Consider the following 6,129-nt stretch of genomic DNA (forward strand, 5'->3'; position numbering starts at 1 on the left):
GCGGTGCGGGGGGAGGCGGTGAAGCCGGTGCTGCTGATGCCGTGAACCGTACACACAGACCGTATCGGCTGAAAATATGACGACTCGGCCTTCAAGGGATTACCGTTCGAGAGTGAACGAGGATCCCCCGTCGCCCGCGGACCGGTCCGTGCTGCGGGCGCTGGTCGTCGAGGACCACCCGCTGTTCCGCAGCGGTCTGAAGTCGGCGCTGGAGAGCCTCGGCGAGGTGGTCGTCGTGGCGGAGGCGGAGACGATCGCCGAGATCCCGGCCGCCGTGTCCGCGAGCAGCCCCGACGTGATCATCATGGACCTCGGCCTGCCGGACGGCTCCGGCGTCTCCGCGATCCGCGCCCTCGCCGAGGACCATCCCGGGCTGCCCGTCCTCACCCTCACCATGTCCGACGACGAGGGCGACCTCCTCGCCGCCCTCCAGGCCGGTGCGCGCGGCTACATCGTCAAGGGCGCCGCCGCCGAGGAGGTCCTGCACGCCGTACGGACCGTCGCGGCGGGCGGCGCGGTCTTCGGGGCCGGGGTGGCGGCGCGGCTCAGCACGCTCGTCGCCGGGTCGCGGCGCCGGGATGCCGAGCAGCTCTTCCCGGCGCTCACCGCGCGCGAGTGCGAGGTCCTCGCGCTCATCGCGCGCGGGCTCGACAACCGCCGTATCGCCCGTGAACTCGTCCTCTCCGAGAAGACCGTCCGCAACCACGTCACCCACATCTTCGAGAAGCTCCACGTCGCCACCCGCGCGGAAGCCGTCGCCCGCGCGCGGGACGCCGGGCTCGGCGAGGAGCCGTAGCGGTTCGGGACCGGTGCCTCATGCGTCCGGGACAGCGGGCGGATGAGGCTGGAGGGATCGAGTCGGCGACGGCGAGGAGTGGACATGGGCGCGGAGGTGAACGGTACGAAGGTCCCGGGGACGGGGCGCGAGCTGCTGCCGGCGTATCTGGTGTGCGCGTGCGTGGCGCTCGCGGGGGTCGTGTGGGGGGTGCTGGCGCTCACCCATCTCGACGCCGCCACCCAATACCAGGAGTTCGACTACGCGGCCCAGTACATGATGCTGGGCCTCGGTTTCGCCCTGTCCGGGATGGTGTTCGTCGCGCGTGGCTCGGGGACCGTGTTCGGCTGGTTCCTGCTGGCCGCGGGCGCGACGGCGGTGCTGTGCTTCACCCTCCAGCTGACGATCTGGCTGGGGCTGATGCCCCGGGCGCTCGCCGGGCTGGCGTTCTTCAGCGGAATGGTCTTCTTCACGCTGTTCCTGACCCTGCTCTACACGCAGCCGCTGTGGCTGCCCGACGGCCGGCTCGGGGGCCGCTGGGCGCGCTGGTACACGGGGGTCATGCTGGCCCTCGCGGTCGTGCAGCAGGCGTACCGCTGGAGCACCGGCGTCACCGTGCGGATGGACATCACCAACCCGATGTCACAGGGCGCCTGGGCCGACTTCTGGGCGTGGACCTCGCCGGTGATGGGGCCCTTCAACGACGACGGCGGCGAGGTGCTGGTGGGCCTCGCGGTGCTGCTGACGGTCGTCCGCGTGCTCAGCTCCTCGGAGTACCGGCGGCTGACGTACTGGGTGAACCTGCCCTACCTGGCCTGGTGCGCGCAACTCCTGCTGGTCGAGCGCGGTCTTATCTCCGAGCAGGTGCGGACGCCGCTGGCGTACGCGGCGGCGGCGCTGTGGCCGGTCGCGCTGGCGTTCGTGCACGTGCGGGCGCGCACCTGGGCGCTGGACCGGGGGGCCCGGCGGGTGCTGACGGTCCTGCTGCTGACGCTGCTGATGATGGTGGTGTGCACGGCGGCGGTGGCGCTCGTGCTGAGCTTCGCCCCGCACCACACCAACGCCGCCAAGCTGCTGCCCGCCCTCGCGCTGGGGCTGGTCGTGGGGCTGCTGCTGCGGCCCGTCTCGCGCGGGGCCTCGTATCTGGTGGACCGCTGGTTCTACGGGTCGCGCGCTCAGCCGTACCAGGTGGTGCGCGACCTGTCGAAGGCGCTCAGCCAGGCGGTGGAGCCCGGTGACACCCCGCAGCTGCTGGCCGGGACGGTCGTGCACACCCTCGGGCTGCCGGCCGCTTCGGTCACCGTGGACGGGCAGCACGGGCCGCACGAGCTGGTGCGCGTGGGCGACCCGGGGCCCCGGGCGGAACGCTTCCCGATCCGCTACCGGGGCGAGGAGACGGGCCGGCTGGACGTCGCGCCGCGACCGGGCGAGCTGGCGCTCGACCCGCAGGACCGGGAAGCGGTGCAGGTGCTGGCGCAGCAGGCGGGTCCCGCGCTGGCCTCGCTGCGGCTGTACCGGGATCTGCGCAGCAGCCGCGAGCAGATCGTCCACACCCGCGAGGAGGAACGGCGGCGGCTGCGGCACGAGCTGCACGACGGCCTGGGACCGGCCCTGTCGGGGCTGCGGCTCCAGGTGGACGCCGTCCGGCGGGGCGCCGAGGCGCGCGTCGCCGAGCCGCTGTGCGGGGTGTCGGAGGGGATCGGGTACGCGATCAAGGAGCTGCGGCACATCACCGACGGGCTGGCGCCGGCCGCGCTGGACGGGGCGGACCTCGCGCGGGCGCTGCGCCGGCTCTCCGATCAGCTCAGCAGCCGCAGCCTGCGGATCTCCGTGGCGGTGGAGCCGGACCCGCTGCCGCCGCTGCCGGCGGCGCTCCAGGTGGCGGTGTACCGGATCACCGCGGAGGCGCTCAACAACGTGGTGCGGCATTCGCACGCGGACCGGGCGCGGGCCCTGGTCACGGTGGCGGACGGGAGGGTCGGGCTGCGGATCACGGACAACGGGGACGGTTTCCCCGCCCACGAGCACTGCGCGGGGGTGGGGCTGCGGTCGATGGCCGAGCGCTCGGAGGAGCTGGGCGGCGCGTTCTCGCTGACCAGCGACGGGGCCGGGACGGTCGTGGAGGCCGGGTTCCCGGCGGAGCCCGGGACCACGTCGGGACAGCCGTCCCATGCGGCCGGGACAGCGGGCGGCGAAGACTCGTGAGCGATCACAGGCCGCGGCAGCGGCGCCGAAGGGAGCAACACATGAACAAGAACCCGACCGTTCCCAGGGCCGGTGGTGAGGGCGGAGGCCCGCCCGGTCCGGTGCAGGTCTCCTTCCTGCTTCGCATCGCCGCCACCCTCCGGTTCCCGGGGGCGAGGGCCCGGCTGGCCCGCAAGTGCCCGCCTCCCGGATGCGTGTAGCGGCGATCCCGGCGGTGGTCCCGGTGCTGACACCGGGCCGTTCCCAGGGCCGTCCCGTGACCTCACGGGGCGGCCCTTCCGCGTGCGCTCAGGCCGCCGTGTACCCCAACTGCCGCCGCATGTACGGCGTCATCAGCGTCTTCGCCTTGGCGACCGTCGTCGTCCGGCTCCCGAGCACCGCGCTCTCGCCGCCCGGGACGGGTACGAGGGTGAGGCCGTCGGCGCCGCCGAAGGGGACGATGAGGGGGCTGCGGTGAGGGGCCCGGTAGAGGCGGGGTTCCTTGCGGTGGCGGCCCTGCGTGGTGAGGTGGACGCGGATGTTGTGGGCGGCCAGGTCGGCCTGGGTGATCGCGGCCTGGGTGATCTTCTGGTCGGCCGCGTCGTTGACGTCGCCGACGGCGAAGACGTCGCGCAGGCCGGCCACGCGCAGGGCCCGGTCGACCTTGACGTGGCCCGCCGGGTTCAGCCAGTCGCCGTGACCCGCGAGGCGCAGCCACAGGGTGTTGGGGGTGATGCCGGTGGCCCAGAAGGAGACGTCCGCCTCCACCGTGCCGCCCTGCGCGTCCTTGTAGACGCCGAACTCGGTGCCGGGGGCCATGAAGGAGCCGAGGCGGACCTCCACGTCGTGCGCCTCCAGCCAGCCCCGCGCCCTGCGGCCCGCCCAGGCGCTGCCGGTCGAGTCGAGGAGGGCACCGCCCGCGTGGGCGAGCGTCACGCGCGCGTGCGGGCGCGCCAGGCGGATCTCCGCGGCGAGTTCCACGCCGGAGGGGCCGCCGCCGACGATCAGGACGTGCCCCGCCCCGGCGATCTTCTGCTGGTGCGCCACGAACGCCTTCGACGCCTCCTCGACCGTCGTCCCGGTGAACCTCGCCGGCTCCGGGTAGTCGGCGCCCGTCGCGACGACCAGGACGTCGTAGGGGATCCTCTCGCCCGTCGCCAGGACGACGCTGCGCGCGTCCGTGTCGATGCGCAGCGCCTTGCCGACGACGATCCTCCCGTGGGTCAGCAGCCGGTCGTACGGGATGAACGGCGTCGACGTCCACTCGGGGTCCACGCCCGCGCGCAGCGACGCGATCCGGTGGAAGAAGACTTCCTTGCGGTCCACCAGAGTCACCCGCGCGCTCGCGTCCAGCCTCTTGGCCAGCCGGACTCCGGCGTACCCTCCGCCGATCACCACTACGTCGCCGTCGCGCACGGCCTGTCTCCTGTACCTGTGGGGGTGCAACACGCGAGCGCCGCGGCGTGGGGGCCGTTTTTCGGCCGCTCGGCTTGACCGTGAGCGTAGCTTTTGAAATCTAAAGAAACGGTGAGGGCGAGTGCGCATCCCGTGAAAGCACGGGGCGGGCGCGGGAGTTGCCGGTCCCGGTGGTGGCCGCCCGCCTGATGTCCGGTCAGGAGTCGGCCGGCGTGCGGCCCCCGTCCAGGCGCGCGAGCCAGGTACCGAGGAGCTGTTCGAGGATCGCCGCTTCCGCCGGGGTCATCACGTCCAGGAGTCTGCGTTCGTTGCGCATGTGGTCGGCGAAGGCCCGGTCGATCAGGTCCAGGCCGGGTGCGGTGAGGGCGACGATCCGGCCGCGCTGGTCGTCGCTCGCGCGCCGCCGGGTGACGAGGCCGGCGCGTTCCAGGCGGTCGATGCGTTTCGTCATCGCGCCGGTGGTGACCATGGTGTGCGCGGCGAGCTCCCCGGGGGCTCTTTCGTACGGCGCTCCCGCGCGGCGCAGTGCGCACAGGACGTCGAACTCGCCCTCCCCGAGGCCGTACCGCCCGTAGACCAGGCACAGTTCGTCGGTCAGGCGGCCCGCGAGGGAGTGCAGCCGGCCGATCACGCCCTGCGGTGAGACGTCGAGGTCGGGGCGCTCGCGGCGCCAGTCGGCCTGGATGCGGGCGACGCGGTCCTCCGCCGCCCCGCGCTCCCCGGTTCCCTCAGCCTCGGTCCGCCACTCTTCCGAGCGAATGTTCTCGTTCACGCCTTCCACAATACCTTCCCGGGAAGTTACCTTTCCTTCCATGGAAGCGAATGTGCGGTGGACCCTCCTCACGGCGCTCGCGCCGGTGGCGTGGGGCGCGAACTACTTCGTGACGCACGAGTACTTGCCGCCCGACAGCCCGCTGTACGGCGCGGCTCTGCGCGCCCTGCCCGCCGGGCTGGCGCTGCTCGTCGTGCGCCGGCGGCTGCCGCGCGGGGTGTGGTGGGGGCGTTCCGCCGTGCTGGGGCTGCTGAACGCGAGCGTGTTCTTCGTCCTCGTGTACGTCGCCTCCCAGCTGCTCCCGACGAGCGTCGCGTCGACGGTGATGGCGGTGTCCCCGCTGACGATGATGCTGATCGCGTGGGGCATGGTCGCCGAGCGCCCCCGGGCGGCGCATCTCGCGGGCGCCGCCGTCGGTCTGGCCGGCGTGTGCCTGATGCTGTTCACCGGCGCGGGCGGCACGAGCCTCGTGGGCGTCCTCGCCTCGGCCGCGGCGATGCTCGTCTCCTCGTTCGGACACGTCCTCACGAAGCACTGGGGCTCCGGGGCCGACGTCCTCGCGGCGACGGCGTGGCAGCTCACCGCGGGCGGACTGTTCCTGCTCCCGGTCGCCGCCGTGGTGGAGGGCGCCCCGCCCGCGCTGTCCGGTCCGGCGCTCCTCGCGGTCGGCTACACGTCCCTGATCGCCACGGCCCTGGCGTTCGCCCTGTGGTTCACGGGGCTGCGGCATCTCCCGGCGGGGACGGTGGGGCTGATCGGGCTCCTGAACCCGGCGACGGGCGTCCTGCTCGGTACGGCGGTCGCGGGCGACAGCCTGAGCGGACGCCAACTGGGCGGGCTGGTGCTGGTGTTGGCGGGGGTGGTGCTGGGAAGGCCGGGGCGAGGAGGAAGCGGCGCGAACCGGGCGGCGGGCACGACGGGGACGGCGCCGGACCGAGAAGCGCCGGCCGAGGAGGAGCCGGCACCGGCCGGTCACGCGCAC

General features: G+C 73.4%; 5 protein-coding genes. 3 read left to right on the forward strand and 2 right to left on the reverse strand.

The genetic code is table 11. The features are described 5' to 3' along the window. The first annotated feature begins 112 nt into the window (after positions 1-112). Complete coding sequence (locus AOK24_RS40250) at positions 113-796, forward strand: response regulator transcription factor (protein ID WP_079057242.1); 684 nt, start codon at positions 113-115, stop codon at positions 794-796. Between the two features lie 84 nt (positions 797-880). After that, positions 881-2,980, forward strand: coding sequence for a GAF domain-containing sensor histidine kinase (locus AOK24_RS40255; protein ID WP_055724865.1), 2,100 nt, complete (start codon positions 881-883; stop codon positions 2,978-2,980). A 288-nt stretch (positions 2,981-3,268) separates the two neighbouring features. Here AOK24_RS40255 and AOK24_RS40260 read toward each other — a convergent pair whose 3' ends face one another. Next, positions 3,269-4,375: an NAD(P)/FAD-dependent oxidoreductase gene (locus tag AOK24_RS40260; RefSeq protein ID WP_055724866.1), complete on the reverse strand. Its 1,107-nt coding sequence runs from the start codon at positions 4,373-4,375 to the stop codon at positions 3,269-3,271. Positions 4,376-4,571: 196 nt separating this feature from the next. Then, positions 4,572-5,156, reverse strand: a complete 585-nt coding sequence (locus AOK24_RS40265; protein ID WP_240554354.1) for a MarR family winged helix-turn-helix transcriptional regulator — start codon at positions 5,154-5,156, stop codon at positions 4,572-4,574. 31 nt (positions 5,157-5,187) lie between these two features. On the opposite strand from AOK24_RS40265, the gene AOK24_RS40270 reads away from it, so the two are divergent. Next, a partial coding sequence (locus tag AOK24_RS40270; protein ID WP_240554355.1) for an EamA family transporter occupies positions 5,188-6,129 on the forward strand: 942 nt, incomplete at its 3' end.

Source organism: Streptomyces niveiscabiei, assembly GCF_001419795.1.
In the GTDB taxonomy this organism is placed as follows: Bacteria; Actinomycetota; Actinomycetes; order Streptomycetales; family Streptomycetaceae; genus Streptomyces; species Streptomyces niveiscabiei.